This window comes from Sphingomonas sp. QA11, assembly GCF_028473665.1.
Lineage (GTDB): Bacteria > Pseudomonadota > Alphaproteobacteria > Sphingomonadales > Sphingomonadaceae > Sphingomonas > Sphingomonas phytovorans.
This window is the reverse complement of record NZ_CP098774.1, coordinates 1,314,026-1,336,150: the sequence shown is the minus strand read 5'-3', so window position 1 is coordinate 1,336,150 and position 22,125 is coordinate 1,314,026. Positions and strand designations below refer to the sequence as shown.

At 64.6% G+C, this 22,125-nt stretch carries 16 protein-coding genes; 14 read left to right on the top strand and 2 right to left on the bottom strand.

Features of this window, described 5'->3' with window-relative positions:
* The first annotated feature begins 50 nt into the window (after positions 1-50).
* Together NDN01_RS06150 and NDN01_RS06145 are read left to right on the top strand one after the other, a co-directional pair.
* A complete protein-coding gene (locus NDN01_RS06150) occupies positions 51-1,262 on the top strand; it encodes a glycoside hydrolase family 1 protein (protein ID WP_272626487.1) in 1,212 nt (403 codons plus the stop codon).
* Entirely contained in the window at positions 1,262-2,458 is a 1,197-nt protein-coding gene (locus NDN01_RS06145) for a DUF3089 domain-containing protein (protein WP_272626486.1), read from the top strand. Before NDN01_RS06150 ends, NDN01_RS06145 begins: the two co-directional genes overlap by 1 nt.
* On the opposite strand, the gene NDN01_RS06140 is transcribed toward NDN01_RS06145, so the two are convergent.
* Together NDN01_RS06140 and NDN01_RS06135 are read right to left on the bottom strand one after the other, a co-directional pair.
* Entirely contained in the window at positions 2,455-3,765 is a 1,311-nt protein-coding gene (locus tag NDN01_RS06140; RefSeq protein WP_272626485.1) for a spinster family MFS transporter, read from the bottom strand. The two genes, NDN01_RS06145 and NDN01_RS06140, sit on opposite strands and share 4 nt — an antisense overlap.
* A 32-nt stretch (positions 3,766-3,797) precedes the next feature.
* Positions 3,798-6,641 carry a TonB-dependent receptor plug domain-containing protein gene (locus tag NDN01_RS06135; protein ID WP_272626484.1) on the bottom strand — a complete coding sequence of 948 codons (2,844 nt, stop codon included), beginning with the start codon at positions 6,639-6,641 and terminating at the stop codon, positions 3,798-3,800.
* Positions 6,642-6,846: 205 nt separating this feature from the next.
* Between NDN01_RS06135 and NDN01_RS06130 the strand changes: the two genes are divergently transcribed.
* The 12 genes from NDN01_RS06130 to NDN01_RS06075 all read left to right on the top strand — a co-directional run bounded on the left by NDN01_RS06130 (position 6,847) and on the right by NDN01_RS06075 (position 21,898).
* Complete coding sequence (locus tag NDN01_RS06130) at positions 6,847-8,379, top strand: carboxylesterase/lipase family protein (RefSeq protein WP_272626483.1); 1,533 nt, start codon at positions 6,847-6,849, stop codon at positions 8,377-8,379.
* On the top strand, positions 8,379-10,034 hold the full coding sequence (locus NDN01_RS06125; RefSeq protein ID WP_336298350.1) for an AMP-binding protein: 1,656 nt from the start codon (positions 8,379-8,381) through the stop codon (positions 10,032-10,034). Before NDN01_RS06130 ends, NDN01_RS06125 begins: the two co-directional genes overlap by 1 nt.
* The gene (locus NDN01_RS06120) at positions 10,021-10,734 is read left to right on the top strand and encodes a TetR/AcrR family transcriptional regulator (RefSeq protein WP_336298349.1); all 714 of its coding nucleotides are present in this window, start codon (positions 10,021-10,023) and stop codon (positions 10,732-10,734) included. The genes NDN01_RS06125 and NDN01_RS06120 overlap by 14 nt, the downstream gene beginning before the upstream one ends.
* A gap of 239 nt (positions 10,735-10,973) precedes the next feature.
* Positions 10,974-13,112, top strand: a complete 2,139-nt coding sequence (locus NDN01_RS06115; protein WP_272626482.1) for a patatin-like phospholipase family protein — start codon at positions 10,974-10,976, stop codon at positions 13,110-13,112.
* Positions 13,113-13,167: 55 nt separating this feature from the next.
* Positions 13,168-14,073, top strand: coding sequence for a LysR family transcriptional regulator (locus NDN01_RS06110; protein ID WP_272626481.1), 906 nt, complete (start codon positions 13,168-13,170; stop codon positions 14,071-14,073).
* Between the two features lie 157 nt (positions 14,074-14,230).
* Positions 14,231-14,659: an NAD(P)H-dependent oxidoreductase subunit E gene (locus NDN01_RS06105; protein ID WP_272626480.1), complete on the top strand. Its 429-nt coding sequence runs from the start codon at positions 14,231-14,233 to the stop codon at positions 14,657-14,659.
* On the top strand, positions 14,656-16,275 hold the full coding sequence (locus NDN01_RS06100) for a formate dehydrogenase beta subunit (protein ID WP_272626479.1): 1,620 nt from the start codon (positions 14,656-14,658) through the stop codon (positions 16,273-16,275). Before NDN01_RS06105 ends, NDN01_RS06100 begins: the two co-directional genes overlap by 4 nt.
* Before the next feature lie 4 nt (positions 16,276-16,279).
* Complete coding sequence (fdhF, locus tag NDN01_RS06095) at positions 16,280-19,120, top strand: formate dehydrogenase subunit alpha (RefSeq protein ID WP_272626478.1); 2,841 nt, start codon at positions 16,280-16,282, stop codon at positions 19,118-19,120.
* Positions 19,117-19,350 (top strand): formate dehydrogenase subunit delta, encoded by a 234-nt coding sequence (locus tag NDN01_RS06090; protein WP_272626477.1) that lies wholly within the window; start codon positions 19,117-19,119, stop codon positions 19,348-19,350. Before fdhF ends, NDN01_RS06090 begins: the two co-directional genes overlap by 4 nt.
* Complete coding sequence (gene fdhD / locus NDN01_RS06085; RefSeq protein WP_272626476.1) at positions 19,343-20,125, top strand: formate dehydrogenase accessory sulfurtransferase FdhD; 783 nt, start codon at positions 19,343-19,345, stop codon at positions 20,123-20,125. Before NDN01_RS06090 ends, fdhD begins: the two co-directional genes overlap by 8 nt.
* Positions 20,122-20,676, top strand: coding sequence for a molybdenum cofactor guanylyltransferase (gene mobA, locus NDN01_RS06080; protein WP_272626475.1), 555 nt, complete (start codon positions 20,122-20,124; stop codon positions 20,674-20,676). Before fdhD ends, mobA begins: the two co-directional genes overlap by 4 nt.
* Positions 20,582-21,898, top strand: coding sequence for a molybdopterin molybdotransferase MoeA (locus NDN01_RS06075; RefSeq protein WP_272626474.1), 1,317 nt, complete (start codon positions 20,582-20,584; stop codon positions 21,896-21,898). Before mobA ends, NDN01_RS06075 begins: the two co-directional genes overlap by 95 nt.
* Positions 21,899-22,125 lie beyond the last annotated feature (227 nt).

The following is a 22,125-nucleotide window of genomic DNA, read 5'->3' as shown; positions in this document are numbered from 1 at the left end:
GCGCAGGATCCGCCAGCAAAGCGGCAACGCCCTCCAGCGGGAAGGCGGCGATGCCGTTTCTGTGGGGTACCGCGATCTCCGCTCACCAGAGCGAGGGCAACAATGTGCATTCCGACGCATGGTTTCTCGAAAACGGAACGCCGACCGCATTCACCGAACCATCGGGTGATGCATGCGACAGCTATCACCGGTACGAGGAAGACCTCGATCTCGCCGCGAAGCTGGGGCTGAACTGCTATCGCTTCGGCATCGAATGGGCGCGCATCGAACCCGAGCCGGGGCGGTTCTCGCTGGCGGAGCTCGACCATTATCGCCGGGTGCTCGAGGCCTGCCACGCGCGCAACCTGATGCCGATGGTTACCTATAACCACTTCACCGTCCCGCTCTGGTTCGCCGAGCGTGGCGGTTTCGAGGTGGCTGATGGTGCCGACCTGTTCGCCCGTTTCTGCGGCCGGGCGACCGAGCATCTGGGCTCGCTGATCGGCATTGCCTCGACCTTCAACGAGGCGAACATCGTCCTTCTGCGCAAGGTCCTGCCTCGGTTTGCGACAGAAGCAGCGGCAGCGAACGCCAGGGCGATGATCGTGGCGGCCGCCCGCCGTACCGCTTCGCCCGGTTTCTCGTCGATGCTGTTCGGCGATCCCGATAAGATCAGCACCGTCATGCTCGACGCCCACGCCAAGGCCTATGCCGCGATCAAGGCTGGGCCCGGCGACTTCCCGGTCGGCGTGACTCTGTCGATGCAGGAGATCCAGGGCGTCGGTCCGGCTAACCTCGCGCACTCGGTCGAGGATACGATCTATGGCGGCTGGATCGAGGCTGCGCGCAACAGCGACTTTATCGGGGTGCAGACCTATTCGAGGCTGCGCATCGGCGACAAGGGCCTCTTGCCGTCGCCCTCGGGGGCCGAACTGACCGCAGCCGGCTACGAATATTACCCGGCCGCGGTGGGCGCCACGATCCGCTATGCCGCGAAGCACATCGGCAAGCCGATCTATCTGACCGAGACCGGCATCGCGACGGAAGACGATGCCCGGCGTGTCGCCTTCATCAGGGATACGATCGCCGAGGTCCGTGCCTGCATCGCCGAAGGCATCGACGTGAAAAGCTATATCTACTGGTCTCTGCTCGACAATTTCGAATGGACCGCCGGCTATGACAAGCATTTCGGGCTGATCGCCGTCGATCGTGCCACCTTCCGCAGAAGCCCGAAGCCAAGCGCCCGCTATCTCGGTGCGCAGGCGAGAGCGAACCGCCTTTGATGTCTGGCAAAGGTCCGATCATCCCCGCGAACGCTTCGCCCCCGACGAGCCCCGGGAAGGGGCGCTGGAAACGCCGCGCGCTGTGGGGAGCGGGGATCGTCCTGCTGCCCGCCGCCGCATTCATCGGCTTAGGCGGCTATGCCATTGTCGGCAGCCTCCGCGGCCCCTCGACGGCATTCGCACCGGAAACCGCCCCGCCCGCCCCGGACTATGCCCGACCTGAAACCTGGCTAGCCTTTCCCGGCAGAAATGGACTGGAACGATCCGCACCAAAGGGCATGACCGTCGTCGACGAGGCCAGTGCCCCGGCGGACGTATTCTTCATCCACCCGACCACCTTCAAGGGCAGTCCCGTCTGGAACGCGCGCTATGACGCATCCGATTCCGCCGCACCGTACAATCCCCCGGTGCTGATCGGACAGGCCAGCGTCTTCAATGGCTGTTGTCGCATCTATGCGCCGCGCTACAGGCAGGCGACCCTGGCGGCCCTGGGCAAGAGCATGCCGGCTGTCGAGCTCGCCTATTCCGACGTGGCCCGGGCGTTCCGCTACTACCTCGCGCACGAGAACAAGGGACGTCCCTTCATCATCGCGTCACACAGCCAGGGCACCGCGCACGCGGTACGGCTGCTGCAGGACGAAATCCTCGGCACCCCGCTGCAATCCCGGCTGGTAGCGGCCTATCTGATCGGCGGCTATACGCCTGCGACATTCAAGGAACTTGGCCTCCCGACATGCGATGCCCCGCGCGCGACGGGATGCGTACTCTCCTACAACACCAGCCAGACAGGACGCACCGGCGCACGCATGCTGATCGACGACAAGGTCTATTGGTGGCGCGGCGTGGAGAAGAGCAAGGGACAGGCGCCGGCGATCTGCGTCAACCCGCTGACCTGGCGCCGCGAAGGCTCTGCACCCGCAGGCGCGAATGCGGGAAGTCTCCCCTTCCCTACGGCCCCCTTCGGCACACAGGCGAAAACGCTTGATTTGACCAGAAATCTTACCGGGGCCGTCTGTCGCAACGGATTGCTCGACGTCGATATCCCGTGGTCCGCCCCTTCCGGCTTCATCGACAAGCTGAGCATCCTGTTCGGCAGCTATCATCTGAACGACTATGGGATCTTCTACGCGTCGTTGCGCCAGAATGCCCGTGATCGCGTCGATGCGTGGACCGCGGCGCGGGGAACCGCCCGCTAGACGATCCTCGCCTCTCGCGCCAAGGCACGGGACAGGAGATACTGGAGCAACGCGGCAAGAGCGAAGAACGGGATCAGCGTCTGATAGGCCAGTTGCAGCGAATGGGTGGGGTCGGTCGCCCGGAAATAGTCGCTCATCGCCCCGAGATAGGTCGGACCGAGGCCCAGACCCATCACGTTGAGGACAAGCAACAACAGGGCGCTGGTCATCGTCCGCTGCCCGGCGCCGACCGAATTCTGCACCAGCGTCGCAGCGGGGGTGAGATAGAAGACCGACAGGAACAGGGGCGCGGCGAGGAAGGCCAGCGCCCATTGCCAGCTCGACGAATAGACGAACCCTATAAAAAACGGGATGCAGGCCAGGATGGCGACGCCCGGTACGATCGCATAAGCCTGACGCGAGCGCACGGCAAACCGGTCGATCAGCCAGCCGGAAACATAGATGCCGCCCGCCGTCGCAATCCCCACGACAAGCGCATACCAGATAGCGACCTCGCCAAGCGCCATGCCGCGCTCGCGCATCAGGAACAGGGTGGCGAAGCCCAGTATGGCATAGCCGCAGAACGAACATGCGCCGGCCGCCAGCGCCGACAGGTACAGGACAGGCCTTGTGAAGAACATTCGGACGGTCGCGATGAAACCAGTTCCGGTCCCGGCAATCATGGGTTCGGCGAGGCGGTCTGTCGCCCCCTTTTTCGGTTCGCGAACCCACCATGCGGTCGCCGCGGCAGCGAACAGGCCCGCGCCGCCGACGATCAGGAAGGACATGCGCCAGCCATAGGCCTCCGCGATCCCCGCGCCGAGCGCGACACCAAGCGACTGGCCGAGCGGTGTCGCCAGGCTGAACAACCCCAGCGCCATGCCGCGCCTTTCCGGAGGGAAATAATCCGCGATGATAGAGTAGGATGGCGGGGCACCCCCCGCTTCGCCAACGCCAACCGACATGCGCGCCAGAACGAGTTCGGCGTAGCTGCGCGAGAGACCGCACGCCATGGTCGCCGCGCTCCAGAGCAGGCAAGCGACCGTCAGGATTCGCACGCGGTTGCCGCGATCGGCAAGCCACGCGACCGGGATTGAGATGGTCGCATAGAACAGGGCGAAATAGAGTCCGCCGACGCGGCCGAGCTGGCCATCGCTCAGGTGCAGTTCGTCCTGGATCGGCTTGGCAAGGATCGACAGCAATTGCCGGTCGAGGAAATTGAGCAGGTAGACGACCGACAGCACGCCCAGCACCGACCAGGCGTAGCGGCTGGCCTTCGGCCCCGCGTGCGCGATGTCGCGCACGTTCATGCTGTCGATCGTCATCATTTCCCCATCCGGCCGATAGCGCGGTATCGAGCCTAGAGCTTGAAACGGACACCCGCCGTAATGGTGCGGCCCACCACGTCGTACAGGCTGGCATTGGTCGGATAGTCGAGCTGGAAGGACCCGCCCGGAATATCCGGCGGCGCACGATCGAACAGGTTGTTCACGGTGCCGAATATCTCGAGGCGTCGTGTCGTGCCGACATTGGCCTTCACCGTGACGTCGGTATACCACGTCTCTCGCACGCTGTTGTCCGCCAGGGCCGGGTTGTAGAACTCGTTCGACGCCTGGAAATGGCCTTTGCCGATCAGCCGTTCCTGCGCGTAGAAAGTGAAGGGACCAGTCGTATAGCCGACACTCGCCAATGCGGTGATCTTGGGATTGGCCGACGTGCCGACGACACCCGTATAGTCGGTGGTGGCGCCGCCCGGGATCCCGATTTCGTAATCAAGCAGATACGACATCAGGCCGCGCACCTGGAGCGCGCCGCCACCGAGCGGCGTCGCATAGTTCAACTCGAAATCGATCCCGCTGGTCTTCAGCTTGCTCAGATTCTGCCGGGGCGTGAAGACCCGGACCAGCCCGGTGCGCGCCGCCGGATTGGAGTAGACGAGATTGGCGCATTGCGATGACGTGGCCGACGCGGTGCAGGCATCGATGGTCTGCTGGGGCGTCAGCGAGGCGATGACGTCCTTCACGTCAATGTTGAAATAATCGACGGAGGCGGTCAGCCCGCGAACGCCCGAAAACACGATTCCCGCAGTATAGGTCTTGGCGATTTCCGGAGCGAGGTTGGTGCTGCCGACCTGGCTTTGAATCACGTTCGCAGGCACATTGTTGCGCGTATCGTTGACCGCGACCTGGCTCTGGATCGAACCGCCGAACAGTTCCGAGATGTTCGGAGCGCGGATATCGCGCGAGACCGTCCCGCGCAGCGTGATCGCGGGGACCGGCCGCCAGACCGCACCGCCCTTCCACGTCGTGACGCTGCCGCTGATGCTGTAGTCAGTGTAGCGCACCGCACCGTTGAAGGAGAGCGAGCCGATCGCCGACGTATCGGCGAGGATCGGCACGTTGATCTCGCCAGCGAGTTCCTTGACGTCGAACGCACCATTGAGCGGCTGGACGTTGCCGAGTTGATAGCTGCCGGCACCGGCAAGGACCTGGGCGGGAACCGCGCGCAGGCCGGTCGCCGATACAGGGGTCGACGACAGCGGATCGGCGATCTGCACCACGGAGTTCTTCCGGTAGTCGCCGGTGACGGCGACCGCCACCTCGCCGGCGGGCAGATCGAACAGCGTTCCCCTGACGCTGAGTTCGGCGACCTGCTGGACAACCTTGGCGCGGAAAAACGCCGTACCCTTGATATAGTTGATCGCTTCGGGCGAGGGGCTGCCGTTGCCGAACAGGTTGATCGGCACGCAGCCGGGATACAGGCCGGGGTTGGTCAGCGTGACGTTGCAGACGATGTTGCCCGAGACGGGATCGCGCACCGCATCCACCGCCGCGAAGAATTTGCTGTAGATCAGGTCGTTGGCGACCTTGGTGAGCTGGATATTCTGGCTGCGCGAATAATAGCCCTCAAGCTGCCAGTTCGACGGCAGCTTGTACCGGAAACCGCCGACCAGATTATAAGTCTCGTTGGTCGTCGTCGCGGTGGCAGGCGGCGTGTCGAACGAATAGCGGCCAAGCTGGAAACCGACCTGTCCGGTCGTCGTCAGGATCCTCTGGATCGAAGCAGGGAGATAGGGGTTGCCAGTGATGATCGTCGGCGCATTGAAGGCCGGGATGAAGAAGTCGGGCACCTGGCGATACTGGTTGCGCGTATGCCCGTAAGAGCCCTCGGCATAGAGTGTGAACTTGTCGCTGACGTCGAATTCGACATGCGTGAAGGCGCTCTTGGTGCGGACCTTCGCCATCAGCGTCAGGTCGAGCAGGGGGCCGTCGCCACCAGTCTGGACGCCGTTTGCGATCGTGCCGGGACGGAACGGCAACACCGTACCGCCGGGGCCGAATTGCTGGACACCAAGGCCAAGCCCCGCACCACCGTAGATCAGCCCGCCGGGCGTGAAGATCGTGTTGTGATAGTTGGAGACGATGATGCTCTGCGCCGGGTTCGCTGGATCGCGGATCACCACCTTGGCGGCGCGGCCATAGGCACGGGCGAACGTGCTGTCGACGCCGTCAGCGTTGTAATAGGAGCCGCTGGCGACGATGTGCCCGCGTCCACCCGCGAACGACGTGCCGGCGGTCAGCGTGACCTTTTGCGTACCATTGTCGCCATAGGTGGTCGTGCCCGCCTGGAGGCTGCCCTTCACGCCTTCGAACCGACTGTCGAGAATGAAATTGACGACCCCGGCTACCGCGTCCGACCCATAGGCTGCGGAGGCGCCGCCGGTGACCACGTCGACACGCTTGATCAATTCCTGCGGCAGGATGTTGGTGTCGACCGTTCCAAGGACCGTCGACGGCGGCGCACGGCGCCCGTCAAGCAGGATCAGGGTGCGTTGCGCGCCAAGGTTGCGCAGGTTGATGAAGCTGCCTGAATTCGCGCTCGTCGAGGATGTCTGGCCGGAAGCGGCGTTGGTCGATCCACGAAACGCGGGGAGCTGGTTCAGCCCCTCCCCTACCGTCCCGGGCGCCCCAGCCTGGAGCTGCTGGGCCGAAACGACCGTTACGGGAGTCGGCGCTCGCGAACCGTCGACGATGGTGCGTGAACCGGTGACGACGATGTCCTGATCGTTCGCCGATGCGGGCGAGACTGCCTCATCCTGCGGTGCGGCGTCCACGCCTGACTGTGGCGGCGCGACCTGCGCCATGGCTGAACTGCTGACGATAACCGCGAACGACGCCGACGCGAACAATAGGCTCCGCTTCATGCTGACCTCTCCTGATCGATGGCGATCTGCGTCGCCAGAGCCCCGGATGTCACAGGAAAGCGATCCCAAGTCAATACTGACTGTCGTGTGAATGAATATCTTATTGACTAGCAGCTCAGTGAGCGTTCTAGTCGGCGCATCGAGACTGATCGACGCGACCGGCAGGTGCCCGTCACGGACGATCCGCAGCCGGAGGAGCAGGACAATGGGATGGATGCACATCGCCGCGGGCATCGCGGCACTCGCCGGATCGGCATCGCCGATCGCAGCCATCGCCGCCGAACGGGACAGGCCCCATGTTCAGATCGACACCGGCGAGATTGCTGGAACCGCTGGCGAGAAGACGCTGGCCTTTCGTGGCATTCCCTATGCAGCGCCGCCCGTGGGGCCATTGCGCTGGAAAGCGCCGGCAGCGGCAAGCCGCTGGGAAGGCGTGCGCGACGCAAGCCATTACGGGGCGGCCTGCCCCCAGGCGCCCGATCACAAGGAAGCATGGGCACAGGTCGGCCCGACCAGCGAGGACTGTCTCTTCCTGAATGTGTGGCGCCCGAAACGCGCGGGCACCTACCCCGTTATGGTGTTCCTGCACGGTGGCGGCTTCACCTATGGCGCCGCCGGGGTGCCACTTTACGAGGGCACGCATCTTGCCGAGCGCGGCGCGGTAATCGTCACGCTGAACTACAGGCTCGGCCGGCTCGGTTACTTCGCCCATCCCGCCCTCACCCGCGAGGACCCGGACGGTCAGCTCGGCAATTACGGAATCATGGATCAGGTGGCCGCCCTTAACTGGGTACGCCGCAACATCGCCCGCTTCGGGGGTGATCCGGCCAATGTCACGCTGTTCGGCGAATCCGCCGGTGCGGGCGTCGTGCAGTTGCTGATGGCATCGCCCGTCTCGACCGGACTGTTCCAGAAGGCGATCTCGGAATCCGGTTCCGGCGGGACCGCGCTGTTCCCGATCCGGGGCGGAGCGCTGAATGCCGAGGCGCTCGGCCAGCGCTGGACTGACGGCCTTGGCCTGCGCGACGCGACTGCTGACCAGTTGCGCGCGATCCCGCTCGCGGAAATCATCAAGGGTCGCAGTTTCCCGTTCATCGACGGCAAGGTCGTCGTGCAAAGCCCGGGCGAGGGCTTCTACCAGCGCAAGCAGATGCGCATCCCGCTGATGATCGGATCCAATTCGAACGAGGGCAGCCTGATCGGCAACAATCCGGAACCAGCGAAGGCGATCCTTGGCGATGCCTATCCAGAACTGCTCGCTGCCTATGCCAAACGGCCGGGCAGCACGGAAAAGAGCGCCGCGATCGATCTGGTCGAAGATGCCGCGTCAGTCCTTCAATCGCTCTTCGTCGCAGATCTGCACGCGGCAGCTGGCGCGAAGGCTTACGGCTTCTATTTCACCCAGGTTCCCGTCGACGAACGCGCCGGATCGCTTGGCACGCAGCACGGCGGTGAGATCGAATACCTGTTCGGCAACAAGGCAGCCGAGCACCGCTGGGACGCGGCCGACGAGAAGGTTTCGCGTCTGACCGGCGACTATTGGGTCCGGTTCGCACGCACCGGCAATCCGAACGGCGGGGGGGCACCGAACTGGCCCGCGGTTTCGACTCAACCGACCGACTATCTGGTCATCGGCACCGACACGTACGCGACCAGACTGACCCCGCTCGAAGAAAGGGTTCAGGCGTTGGCGCTCGACGACGCGAAGAAACATTGGGCAGCGATGCAAGCCCGCTGATGTCCAGCATGCAATCCTATGCGCTGACGCTCGACAAATTCATCGACCATGCCGCCAAATGGCATGGCGATGTCGAGATCGTCACCGGTGGCGGGCAACCCTCGCGGACCGATTATGCCGGGCTGCGGCGGGACGCCAACCGTTTGTCCGGTGCGCTGCTCGCACTTGGACTGGGCGAAGGAGACCGGTTGGCAACACTCGCCTGGAATAGCCGCGCTCATCTCGAAATCTGGTACGCGGCCGTGGGTGTCGGAATTGTCTGCCACACCCTCAATCCCCGCCTGGAGACCCGGCAGATCGCCGCGATGATCAACCAGGCGGAAAACCGGGTGCTGGCGTTCGGTGCCGGGCTCGCGCCGATGGTCGCGGAGATCGTGGCGCTGTGTCCGACGATCCGGCACGTGGTGGCGCTCGACGACACCGGATGCGAACTGGAGTCCACCGCAGCGACACTGGAACAATGGACACTCGGGACGCTGATCGGGACGAAGGGCGAACCTGCCGCCTGGGGTGCCTTCGAGGAATCGAGCGCGGCCGGACTCTGCTTTACCTCAGGTACGACGGGCGCCCCCAAGGGCGTGCTCTACACGCACCGGTCGAGCTACCTGCACACGCTTCGCCTGCTCCAGGTCGATTCACTCGCCCTGGGTGCTGACGACAGCGTGCTTGCAGCCGTCCCGATGTTCCATGCCAATGGATGGGGCATCCCTTTCGCCACGCCCGCTGTTGGGGCAAAGCTCGTCCTGCCGGGCCGCGACGCGAGCGGTGGCGGCCTTGCCCGGCTGATCGTGGAGGAACAGGTGACCGTCGCGGCAGGCGTGCCCACCGTCTGGCTCGGTCTGCTGGATCATCTCGAAGCGACCGGCCAGGCACTGCCCTCGCTACGGCGTCTTTTTCTCGGCGGCGCTCCCCTGCCTCATGCTGTCCAGCGCCGCATCGAGGAACGCCTCGGCGTGACCGTCCACACCAGTTGGGGCATGACCGAATTGTCGCCGCTCGGCACGATCTCTTCCAGGGGAACGAGCGGGACTCGCCCCGGCAGCTCGGGGCGCCCGCCGATCGGCCTCGACCTCAAGCTCACCGACGCCGAAGGCCGGGCGCTGCCCGAGCAACGGGACGTCGAAGGCCATCTCAAGGTCAAGGGGCAAAGCGTCGTCGAACGCTATTTCGGCCATATCGAGGCGGCGACCGATGCGGAGGGATGGTTCGATACGGGCGACCTCGCCGTCATCGGCCATGATGGCGACCTGTCGATCACCGGCCGCGCGAAGGACCTGATCAAATCCGGCGGCGAATGGATCAATCCCGCCGAGATCGAAGACATCGTCGGCGGCATTCCGGGTGTCGCCCTTGCCGCGGTCATCGGCCGCGTCGACGACAAATGGGGCGAGCGGCCCTTGCTGATCATCGAACCCTCGGCTGGGCCCGGCATAGAGGACGCGGCGCTGCTCGATGCCCTACGCGGTCGAATCGCCAACTGGTGGTTGCCCAACGCGATCATACGCGTCGAGCGGATGCCACTGGCATCTACCGGCAAGATCGACAAAATACGCTTGCGGGCCGAGTTCGGCGTGTTGCGGGACAGTGCATCCGCAGCAGACCTTGTCGACGCTGCTCCGGCCCAACCCGAAAATCGAGGGCATGATGACGACTGAGGCCAAACCGAAACGCAGATCGAAGGCGGAACAGCGGGCGGAAAGCCTCGAGTCGATCCTCGATGCCGCCGAATATCTGTTTTCCAAGCACGGCGTCGACGGCGTCACGCTGAAGGACGTGGCGAAACGGATCGGTATCCATACCTCGCTCATCCATTATTATTTCGAGGACAAGCGCACCCTGTTCCTGGCCGTATTCGAGCGCAGGGCGGCGGTCACCACCGAGCTCCGGATGAAGGCGCTCGACCGATACGAGGTGGAATGCGCCGGCGAGCCCACCGTTGAAGGCGCGCTTCACGCCTTCCTCGACACCGATCTCGATCTCTACATCAACGGCGGCGAAGGCTGGCGCAATTGGGGAGCTCTGGGGGGACAGGTCAGCAATACCGAATGGGGCGCCCAGTTGATGGACGAGCATTTCGACCCGGTCGTGCTCCGCCTGATCGGTTTCCTGAAACAGGCGATGCCCGACAGTCCCGAAGAGGATATCTTCTGGGGCTATCATTTCGTGACGGGCGGGTTGCTGTTGACCCTCGCCCGTACCGGCCGGATCGACCGGCTGTCGAACGGGCTGTGCAATTCCGATGACTTCGCAGCCGTGAAGGCACGCATGGCAACCTTCATGACCGGGGGTTTCCAGGCAATCTGCGAAGCGCGCACGCGTGAGCGGCTGGCGGGCACCGCGACCGGGAAGGCGTGACGAGCCCGGAAACACTCGCCAATATGGCTCGGGTTCCCTGTCTCGCACCGCTTTCTCCCCCGCTCCGCTGTGATAGGCAGGCGATCGGGATCGGTCTTGCGGGGACTCATCATGAACGGGGCAATGAATCGCGGCGAGACCTGTCCCACGGGCCGACGCCCGCCGCTCGACTATACCCACGCAATGGGATTGGGCCTGAATAGCTGCGTCGCGTGCGGGATGCCTGGGCGGACACCCGCATGACGGCCCAGGCATCAGCACTACAACCTTCCCACGAGTGCGACCTCGTGCTGAAAGGCGGCGTCACCAGCGGCATCGTCTATCCGGCCGCGATCGCCCGGATCGCGAAAGACTATCGCTTCCGCGCAGTCGGCGGCACCTCCGCCGGCGCGATCGGCGCGGCCGCGGCCGCGGCGATGGAGTTCGGTCGACGTTCGGCCCGAAACCCCGATGCACCGGCAATGCTGGCAGCGCTTTCCGAAGAGCTGGCCGAGGACCATGATGGAAGTCCCCTTCTGCAACGGATGTTCGAGCCCGAGCCTGACAATGAGCGGCTGTTCACTCGGCTGATGGAGCTCGCCGCGATCAAACGCACCCGCGGGGTGGCCGGTGCCGCCCTGCATATTCTCCTGCCGCCTCTCGGCCTGGCGATGCTTGTCGCCTTCATCCTGGTCGCCGGCCTGTTCGCCCTTTCCGCCCATCCAACGGGTATTGCGACCGGAATCGCTTTGGCGCTGCTCTTCCTGTTCGCCACGCTCGTCATGCTGGTGGCCTTTCTCATACTCGACTGGGCTCCGGTCGTGTCGAACGGGCTCAAGGCGGCCGGGACGCATGGCTTCGGATTCTGCTCGGGCAAAGCGCAGCACCGCACCGCCTCCGGTAGAAGTCTTCCTTCCCTATCGGGGTGGTTGCACGACAAGTTCCAGACGCTTGCGGGCCTGGATGACGGATCACCCTTGTGCTTCGGCGACCTGTGGATCGCCGAACACAGGACCACGGGGAGAAACCGTGCGGAAGCCATGATCGCGGCCGGCGCGAACAAGGACCGGATGGAGACGATGGACCCGGTCCTCGATCTTCTTCAACGCGACATCGAACTGGCGCTGGTCGCCTCCGACATCACCCGCGCCCAGTCAGTGCAGCTCCCCTTCATGCGGCGCGAAGACCGGCTTTACGCGCGCATCTCCGATCTGAAAGACTTGTTTCCGGATATCGTCGTCGACTGGATGATCGCGCATGCCCGCACAAGCGACCTTGCGGGCGTCACGTTGGGCGACATCGACCCAGCCGATCTGATCAGATTGCCCGCGCCGGAAAATCTGCCGATCCTGTTCGCGGTCCGGATGTCGCTGAGCTTCCCTTTCCTATTCCGTGCGGTTCGCCTCTACATCATCAGGCATCGGCCTGGCGACACGCAGGCCCTGTCCGAACTCTGGATCGCGGATGGCGGAATCACATCCAATTTTCCGATCCACCTGTTCGACGCGCCCATTCCGACCCGCCCCACCTTCTGCCTCAATCTTCTCTCTCATGATGACGAGCTGGAACCGGACGAGCGCGGCGCGAACCTAGCCGGCGGCGGCACGGAACAGCAGTCCGACGGCCTCACGATGGATACCCAGGCTCCGCCCGAAGAACTTGTCTATATGCTGCGCAGCAATCGCGGCCGGGTCTCCGCCTATACGCCCCTGCCGTCGGACGGCATGGGCGCCCTGTTGAAATTCGCCGGACGGATCGTCACGACCGCCCGTCAATGGGGCGACAATCAGTTGATCGACGTGCCCGGCTACAGGGACCGCATCGTCCATATCAGAATGCGGAAGAACGAAGGAGGCTTCAACTTCGACATGGACGCTTCAACCATCGACGATCTGCAGGCCCGCGGCGAGAAGGCGGGCGCGGTGATCGCCGAGCGCTTCCTTCCCGGGACGCTTCGCGATCCGCTCCGTCCGAAGGAGAAGCTCGTACTCAATTGGGCCAACCACCGCATGGTACGTTTCCGTTCTTTCCTGGCAGGACTGGAGGTTGCCGCATCGCGCTTCACGACGGGCTGGACGACAGATCTCGAGCGAGGAGAAAGCCCGACCGGCAGTGCGGGTCATATTGCGCCGAGCATTGAAGAAATGATCGACATTCGCGCAAAGACAATGGGGAAACTCGCTCAGCCGACCGGCTATCCGTTCAGCAATGACGAGCAGGCGACACTCGCGCGCGACATGGTTGAGCAGGTGAACGCGCTGACGGAACGCGCCGCAAGAAATAGTCGCGTCGGCATCGATTTCGTCAACGGACAGGGAACGAGCCCGCGACCCAAACCGGCGCTGAAGCTTCGGGCGCCGAGCGATACCGATGCCCGCGCCGAGCGGCCGGCCAACTAGCCCTTCCTCCCACGAATGTGCATCTTCATCGACTGGCTGATAGAAGAGGCCGATCATGCAACTGCGCCTCCTCGAATATTTCGTCGCGCTCGCCCGCGAAGGCCATTTCGCCCGTGCCGCGACGGCCTGTAATGTCACCCAGCCCACTCTCTCAGCCGGCATCGCCGCGCTCGAAGAGCAGTTGGGCAAGCGCCTGATCGATCGCGACCGGCGATTCATCGGTCTCACCGAAGAGGGCCGGGCAGCCCTGCCATGGGCGCAGCAGGCGATCGCGATGATCGACGGTCTCGCCCATGCGGCCGAGACCGCGCGGGGCCCGCTGCGTGGCACGCTCAGGCTCGGCGCAATCCCGGCCGCGATGCCCGTGGTCGGCCATTTCGCCCGTACCCTGGGCGCCGCCAATCCGGAACTGACCCTTTCAGTGCGCTCCCTCACCTCGCGCGAGATCGAGCAGGCGCTTGCGGCGTTCGAACTCGACGCGGGACTGACCTATCTCGACCATGAACCTCCTGCGCAGGTGATCGCCGTGCCGCTCTATACCGAACGCGCCATGTTCGTGGCCCGTGCGGGAAGCGGGTTCGACGATCACAAGGCGGTCGATTGGCCGGACGTCCTCACACAGCCCCTGTGCCTGTTGCACGAAGGCATGCAGAACCGCCGGATCTTCGACACCAACCTCGCCGGGCGCGGATTCGCCGCCCACCCCAAGGCGACAGCGGATTCCTATGTCGCCCTGCTCGCCATGGTCGAGGCAGGCGGGTTCGCGACGGTTGTGCCCGAAGGCTATGCCGCGCTGATTCCGGCGGGGACCTGGGCGCGTATCCTGCCCTTCGCCGAACCGTTCCCGGCAAGCCGGGTCGGATTGGTCGTGCTTGATCGACGGCCCTCGAGCCAGCTCGCCCAGGCAGCGCTCGCGGCCGCCCATGCCGTCAAACTGCCGCGCTCCTATCGCCATCGTTGATAGATTTTTTCTATCAACGATGAAGAGAGTCGATTTGACCTGAGACTGGCGAATAGGGCTATCTCGCAGCGTGATGCGCACGACAACACAGACCCACCGATCGAGTGCAAACGAGGCAACGGGATCAGCCGCCTATCTTGATGCCATTCGCCGCTTGATGCCCCGGGAGACGGACACGCGCGGTGCGCTGCTTCCCCTGCTTCACGGCCTTCAGGAAGAATTCGGCTATATCGACGATGCCCTGGTGCCGCATGTCGCCGAAGCGCTGAACCTCAGCCGCGCCGACGTGCACGGCGTGGTTACCTTCTACCATGATTTTCGCCGCCGCCCGCCCGCACGCCATACCGTCAGGCTCTGCCGTGCCGAAAGCTGCCAGGCACGCGGGGGCAATGCGATCGAGCAGGCGGCGGTCGAGCGGCTCGGGACACCGATGGGCACTACGCGTTCGGATGGAGAGGTGGCGCTCGAAGCCGTTTATTGCGTAGGCCTGTGCGCGACAGGGCCCAATGCAATCATCAACGGGAAGATCGTGTCGCGCCTTGACGGCCCGAAGCTCGACCGGTTGCTCGAACAGGGGACGGGATGACCCGCGTCTTTATCAGTCGCGATACAGCTTCAGTCGCGCTTGGCGCCGATGAAGTGGCCGAAGCATTCGTCCAGGCTGGCGCCGAGGTGGTCCGCACCGGCAGCCACGGCCTGTTCCGGATAGAACCCCTGGTCGAAATCGAGACCGCCGAAGGCCGGATCGGCTACGGCCCCGTCTCACCCGAGGATGTGGGCAAAGTGTTCGACGCCACCCATCCCCATCGGCTCGGCCGGATCGCCGACCTTCCCTTCTTCGCCTCGCAACAGCGCTTCACCTTTGCCCGGTGCGGCATAATCGATCCCGTCGATCTCGACGATTATGCCGCGCATGGCGGCTGGGCTGGCCTTGACACTGCCCGCGCGCTTCAGCCGGGCGAAGTCGTAGCGATCGTGAAGGCCAGCGGCTTGCGCGGCCGGGGCGGCGCCGGGTTTCCGACCGGCATCAAATGGCAAACAGTGCTCGATACCGCTGGACCGGAGAAGTTCATCGTCTGCAATGCGGATGAGGGCGACAGCGGCACCTTTGCCGACCGGATGCTGATGGAAGGCGATCCCTATTGCCTGATCGAGGGCATGGCGATCGCCGCCCATGCCGTCGGCGCGGGACATGGTTATGTCTATATCCGTTCCGAATACCCTTTCGCGATCGCGACGATGCGCGAGGCGATCCGTCGCTCGGCCGATCGGGTGGCCCCTTTCACGCTCGAGGTCCGGGTCGGGGCCGGTGCCTATGTCTGCGGCGAAGAGACCGCCCTGCTCGAGTCGATCGAGGGGAAGCGTGGCCAGGTCCGCGCCAAGCCGCCGCTGCCGGCAATCGCCGGCCTGTTCGGCAAGCCGACCGTCATCAACAATGTCCTGAGCCTTGCTGCGGTGCCCTTCATCCTGGCCGAGGGAGCGGAAGCTTATTCGGCAGTCGGCTTCGGCCGGTCGCGCGGCACCATGCCGGTGCAGCTTGCCGGCGATGTGAAGAATGGCGGCCTCTACGAGATCGGCTTCGGCGTGACGCTGGGCGACCTGGTCGAGCGGATCGGCGGCGGCACCGAGAGTGGCCGCCCGGTACGCGCGGTGCAGGTGGGCGGGCCGCTCGGCGCCTATTTTCCCCCGTCCATGTTCCACCTGCCGTTCGACTACGAAAGCTTCGCCGCGGCTGGCGGGCTGATCGGCCATGCCGGCATCACGGTGTTCGACGACAGTGTCGACATGGCAAGGATGGCACGCTCCGCGATGGAGTTCTGCGCGGCGGAGAGTTGCGGCAAATGCACGCCCTGCCGGATCGGATCGACCCGCGGTGTGGAATTGATCGACCGGATTATCGCCACCCTTCCTTCTCCCCTTGTGGGAGAAGGTAGCGCGAAACGCCGGATGAGGGGGAGTGAGGTTCGCGACACTAGCGAGTGTCCCCCTCACCCTTCCCACACCTTCGGCGCGGGCCCCTTCCCTCTCCCACAGGGAGAGGGGGAGAGTCAGATAACCCTCCTGCGCGATCTCTGCGACACGATGAAGTTCGGGTCGCTCTGCGCTTTGGGTGGTTTCACGCCCTATCCGGTGTTGAGCGCGCTCGATCATTTCCCTGAGGATTTCGGCGGCGCGACAGCGCTTCCGGTGGCTGCGGAGTAGCGGCATGGCATGGCGCGGCGAGATCGACCTGGGCACCAAGCCCGCCCCCGGCGCCGGGCCGATGGTGTCGCTCACCATCGATGGCCAGGCGATCGAAGTACCCGAGGGCACTTCGGTGATGCGCGCCGCGGCGCTGATGGGCACCAGCGTTCCCAAACTCTGCGCGACCGACAATCTCGACGCGTTCGGCTCCTGCCGCCTCTGCCTCGTGGAGGTCGAGGGCCGCGCCGGCTATCCCGCCTCCTGCACCACAACCGTTGCCCCGGGGATGATCGTCCGCACCCAGACCGAGAAGCTCAAGAAGCTCCGGCGTGGCGTGATGGAGCTCTATATCTCCGATCACCCACTCGACTGCCTGACCTGCGCCGCCAATGGCGATTGCGAATTGCAGGACCAAGCCGGCGCGGTCGGCCTGCGCGAGGTTCGTTACGCCGCCGGTGCCGGCCATCTCGGCCAAGCCAAGGATGTCTCCAACCCCTATTTCGATTTCGATCCCTCCAAGTGCATCGTCTGCTCGCGGTGCGTTCGCGCCTGCGACGAGGTACAGGGCACCTTCGCGCTCACGATCGAGGGCATGGGCTTCGGTTCCAGGGTCTCGCCGAGCCAGGGCCAGGATTTCTTCTCCAGCGAGTGCGTATCGTGCGGTGCCTGTGTCCAGGCATGCCCGACCGCGACCCTCATAGAAAAAAAAGTCGCCGAGATCGGCACGCCCGATCGATCGGTCGTCACCACCTGCGCCTATTGCGGCGTCGGCTGCACCTTCCGCGCCGAGATGCGTGGCGAGGAGCTTGTCCGCATGGTGCCGTGGAAGGAAGGCAAGGCCAATCGCGGTCACAGCTGCGTCAAGGGCCGCTTCGCCTGGGGCTATGCCAACCACAAGGAGCGCGTCCTCAATCCGATGATCCGCGCCTCGATCGACCAGCCGTGGCGCGAAGTCAGTTGGGACGAGGCAATTGCGCATGCCGCGTCCGAGTTCCGCCGCATCCAGGCAAGCTACGGCAAGCATTCGGTCGGCGGCATCACCTCCAGCCGGTGCACCAACGAAGAGACCTTCCTCGTCCAGAAGCTGATCCGTGCCGGCTTCGGCAACAACAATGTCGATACCTGCGCACGCGTCTGCCACTCGCCGACCGGTTACGGCCTGAAGACCGCCTTCGGCACCTCGGCCGGCACCCAGGATTTCGACAGCGTGATGGCGGCGGACGTCGTCGTCATCATCGGCGCCAACCCGACCGATGGCCATCCCGTCTTCGCCAGCCGGCTGAAACGCCGCCTGCGCCAGGGTGCGCAGCTTATCGTGATCGACCCGCGACGCACCGACATCGTCCGCTCGCCGCATATCGAGGCGGCCCATCATCTCGCCCTGCGCCCCGGAACCAATGTCGCGGTGCTGACAGCGATGGCGCATGTCATCGTCACCGAGGGGCTGGTCAACGAGGCGTTCGTGCGCGAGCGCTGCGACTGGTCGGAATTCGAGGACTGGGCCGAATTCGTCGCCGATCCGCGCCACAGCCCGGAGGCCACCGAACCGATGAGCCAGGTGCCCGCCGCGACCCTGCGCGCCGCGGCCCGGCTCTATGCGACCGGGGGCAACGGCGCGATCTATTATGGTCTCGGCGTCACCGAACACAGCCAGGGCTCGACCACGGTGCTCGCCATTGCCAACCTCGCGATGGCGACCGGCAATCTCGGTCGCGACGGCGTCGGCGTGAATCCCCTGCGTGGCCAGAACAACGTCCAGGGTGCCTGCGACATGGGCAGCTTCCCGCACGAATTGTCGGGCTATCGACATGTATCGGACGATGCCGCACGCGAGATGTTTAGGGAACTCTGGGGCGTCGAGATCGACCGCGAGCCGGGCCTGCGCATTCCCAACATGCTCGATGCGGCGGTCGACGGGACGTTCAAGGGCATCTACATTCAGGGGGAGGATATCCTCCAGTCCGATCCGGACACCCGTCACGTCTCAGCCGGCCTTGCCGCAATGGAATGCGTCGTGGTGCAGGACCTGTTTCTCAACGAAACGGCCAATTACGCGCATGTCTTCCTGCCGGGATCGACCTTCCTCGAAAAGAACGGCACCTTCACCAACGCCGAGCGCCGCATTCAGCTCGTCAGGAAGGTGATGCAGCCCAGGAATGGTCATGAGGATTGGGAAATCACCCAGTTGCTCGCCCGGGCGATGGGCTATGACATGAACTATGCCCATCCGTCCGAGATCATGGACGAGATCGCCGGGGTGACTCCGACCTTCGCTGGCGTTTCCTTCGCGAGGCTCGACGAACGCGGCTCGATCCAGTGGCCCTGCAACGAGGCGGCGCCCGAGGGCACGCCGGTGATGCATCTCGGCGGCTTCGCGCGCGGGCGGGGCAAGTTCGTCCGCACCGAATATGTCGCGACCGAGGAACGCACCGGCCCCCGCTTCCCGTTACTGCTCACCACCGGCCGAATCCTCAGCCAGTATAATGTCGGTGCCCAGACGAGGCGGACCGAGAACAGCCGCTGGCACGAGGAAGACCGGCTTGAAATCCACCCGCACGATGCCGAACAGCGCGGTATCCTCGATGGCGATTGGGTGAAGGTGGTCAGCCGCGCCGGCGATACGACGCTGCGCGCGCTGCTGACCGACCGGGTAGCGACGGGCGTGGTCTACACGACTTTCCACCACCCAAGCACCCAGGCGAACGTCATCACCACCGACAATTCGGACTGGGCGACCAATTGCCCGGAATACAAGGTCACCGCAGTTCAGGTGGGCCGCTCCAACGGCCCGACCGACTGGCAGGAGAAATATGAAGAACTCGGTCGCCGCTCACGCCGGATAGAAACGGTCGCCGCCGAATGAGCAGTACGCTCGACAAGCTCGTCCGCATGGTCAACCAGATCGCGACCGAGTTCGAGAACCAGGAGCCGGCTACGGCGGCACGAGCCACCTGGGACCATCTCTGGCATTTCTGGGATCCACGGATGTGCGCGCAGATCATCGGTCATCTCGATGCCGGCGGCGAAGGACTCTCCAAAACCAGCCTGCAGGCAATTGCCATGCTGGCGCGCCAACGGTCGCCGGATGGATAACGCAGCTCTGCCGATCAGCTTCCTTAGGACGACGCCGAAGGGCGAAGACAGCGAGGTGTCTCGGGCAGTCGCGGTCGAGGCCCCAGTCTCAGTCGAGTTCAACGGCATCGGCTATGCGGTGATGATGGCGACACCCGCTGATCTGGAAGATTTCGCGACCGGCTTCTCGCTCAGTGAACGGCTGGTGGACAATGCGGGCGAGATCGTCGCGATCGATCATCATCATTCCGCCGCCGGGCATATCCTGCGCATCTCGCTGGCGGCCTCACGCTCGGACACGTTGCTGGCGCGCGTCCGCCATCGGGTTTCAGATTCCTCCTGCGGGCTATGCGGCATCGAGAATCTGGAGCAGGCGTTGCGGCCCTTGCCGAGAGTTACGGCAGCCAGCGAGGTCGGCGACGCCGCCATATTCGAAGCGATCGGGCGCCTGCGCGGGATGCAGCCCCTGAACCGTGAAACCGGGGCGGTCCATGCAGCCGCACGATGTGCGTCCGACGGCACCGTCATCTCCGTCCGCGAGGATGTCGGCCGCCACAACGCCTTCGACAAGCTCGTCGGCTCAATGGCCCGCGCGAACGAAGGCTGGGCCGGCGGTTTCGCCCTGTTGTCGTCCCGCTGTTCCTACGAACTCGTCGAAAAGGCGGCGCTCTCCAACTGCCCGATGCTCGTGACCATCTCAGCGCCGACCACCCTCGCGGTCGAACGCGCGCGCGAGGCCGGCATACGCCTAGTCGTCCTTGCACGCGCCGACGCGATCCTGACGGTTTCGCCGTGAAGACGGGTGTCCTTGGGGCAATCCTCGCGGGCGGCCAGTCGCGGCGGTTCGGTACCGACAAGGCGCAGGCGCTTCTCGCGGGCAGGCCGTTGATCGAGCATGCGATCGACTGCCTCGCCAGGCAGGTAGATCAGGTCATTATCGTGGGACGCCCTCCGGGGAATAGCGGGGTAGGCGCGATCCCCGATCGGCCAATCGCCGGGCTGGGGCCGCTCGGTGGCCTCAATGCTGCGTTGCACCACGCGCGCGAAAGCGGTTTCGACGCCGTGGTCACAATCGGATGTGACATGCCTTCCCTGCCGCGTGACCTGGTCGCCCGGCTTCGGACGGCGGCTGGCCCGTCATTTCTCGACGGGATGCCTGTCGTAGGATTCTGGCCGTCCAGCCTTGCCGTCTTGCTCGATGAACATCTCGCGAGCGGGCTGGAACATTCGATGCGCGGCTGGGCAAAGAAGAATGCCGCCACGGCGATTGTGCTGCCGGGCGATTTGCCGAACATCAATACGCCCGCCGACCTTGCCGCGCTGTCTGGCAGCAAGCCGATTGACTGAGTCAGCACGAGTCTGTCGTCCCGCATTCGACGAAGCGCGTGCGCTCGTCGCAGCTCTGGCACCCCGCCCGCGCCTGATGAAAATGCCGTTGGCGGATGCGTTGGGTCGTATGACGGCCGCTGATATACGAGCCGCGAGGGACCATCCCGCCTTCGATGCGTCCGCAATGGACGGTTTCGCCTTCGCTGCACGGGATGTTTCCGGCGCGACGGCCGACCGCCCCGTCACCCTGCCGATCAGCGGCGAAAGCCGCGCTGGGGGCACCCTCCCCTCTGTCACCGAGGGGGCGGCCTGCGTAATCAGTACGGGCGCGATGATGCCGCCTGAGTACGACACGGTGATCGCCACCGAGCGCGCGTCGATCGCCGATTTGGCGGGACATGCGTCTCTGAGATTCGACGCTCCCGAAACCGCCGGCCGAAATGTTCGGCGCCGGGGCGAAGACGTTCGTGCGGGAGAACTGGTTCTCCCAATCGGCAGCGCGATCAGCCCGGAGACGATCGGGACATTGGGCTGTTTCGGACTTGTCGACCTGCCCCTATGGGCGCAGCCGCGCGTCGCGATCATCCCGACCGGCGACGAACTCGTCGGTCACGGGGTGCCTTCCGGCATCGCCGATTCCAACGGGCCGATGATCGCCGCCGCGACGGCTGCGCTTGGCCTTCCGGTGACCCGAAGCGCGCCGGTCGCCGATTGCCCCCGATCGATCGAGAACGCGCTGCGGGCGGCGCTGACGCCAGGATCGGCGGACATCATCATCTCGACCGGTGGCGTTTCGGTTGGGAACCATGACCATGTTTCAGCAACGCTTCGCGCGATGGGCGCGACAGTCCATTTCCACGGTGTCCGCATGCGACCGGGCAAGCCAGTTCTTTTCGCGACCTTCGAAGGCGGTCCGATGTTTTTCGGGCTGCCGGGCAACCCGGTAGCCGCGCTCGTCGGCTTTCGTTTCTTCGTCTCAGCTGCGATCCGCGCCATGGCCGGACGGCCACTCGAAGAAGGGCAGTCCGTGCCGGCCGATCTCCCGACACGGCCGGGAACCACATTGCTGCTCAAGGCCCGGCAATCAGCGGCCGACGGCGGACAATCGATTGAAATCCTGCCGGACCAGCGATCCCACATGATGCGCCCATTACTAAGCGCGAACCGGTGGGTCGCGGTCGATGAGGAGGCAGGCCTCCCGCGCGCGCGCAGCTTTCCGTTGGCGGCATCGCTGGAATAGTTTCAGGAACGCCTATGCCCCGACGTCCGACTCACCTTCAAATTATGTATATACAATTCCCAGTCGCAAATGCGATGAGGCAAGCAGGAAGGGGACGGAGCCAGACTATGCTGACCGCACCACCCCTGGGAACGGAAGGAACCTTCGTGTTTCGTATGGACGATAGCAAGCTGATCCTCCCCGCGATTCGTGGAGGGACCGACATCGATTGCGATCACCCAGAAAAC